The sequence below is a fragment of the Ochrobactrum sp. SFR4 genome (genome assembly GCF_019730395.1).
GTDB lineage: Bacteria > Pseudomonadota > Alphaproteobacteria > Rhizobiales > Rhizobiaceae > Pseudochrobactrum.
In genome coordinates, this window is record NZ_JAAPBB010000128.1 from 1 (window position 1) to 529 (window position 529).

The following is a 529-nucleotide window of genomic DNA, read 5'->3' on the forward strand; positions in this document are numbered from 1 at the left end:
AATCGGCTCGATGAAAATGCGCGAGGAAACCGATGCGCTGACCGTCATCGGGCTTAATCCTGTCGGTGTTCTGGTGTTTCCGCGTTTGGTGGCACTGGTTATTATCCTGCCGATGTTGACCATTATTGCTGATTTGGCTGCGCTGGCCGGTGCCGGTTTCATTGCATGGACCTATTCGGGCATTCCGCCGGAAGCGTTTATGAGTCGTCTGCGTGACGCGATTGTGACCTCAACCTATCTTGCAGGTCTGATTAAAGCGCCGTTTATGGCGATGATTATCGGTATTATGGCCTCGGTGGAAGGCATGAAGGTGAAAGGCAGTGCGGAATCACTGGGGCGTCGTGTGACGTCATCAGTGGTGAAATCTATTTTCGTGGTAATTGTCGTGGATGGTATGTTTGCGATTTTCTACGCGGCAATTGATTTTTAAAATCAGAACGATAACGGATGAATATGAATTCTCAGAATAACCGTCAGACATTACAGCAGGAGAATACGGACGCGGCATCAGATGCCGTGATTTCCGTGC

1 protein-coding gene is annotated in these 529 nt (G+C 49.5%); it reads left to right on the top strand.

Going from position 1 to position 529, the window contains the following annotated elements; genetic code table 11:
- The coding region (locus HBA93_RS18195; RefSeq protein WP_221724235.1) for an MlaE family ABC transporter permease at nt 1–430 on the top strand (430 nt) is incomplete at its 5' end.
- Between the last annotated feature and the right edge of the window lie 99 nt (nt 431–529).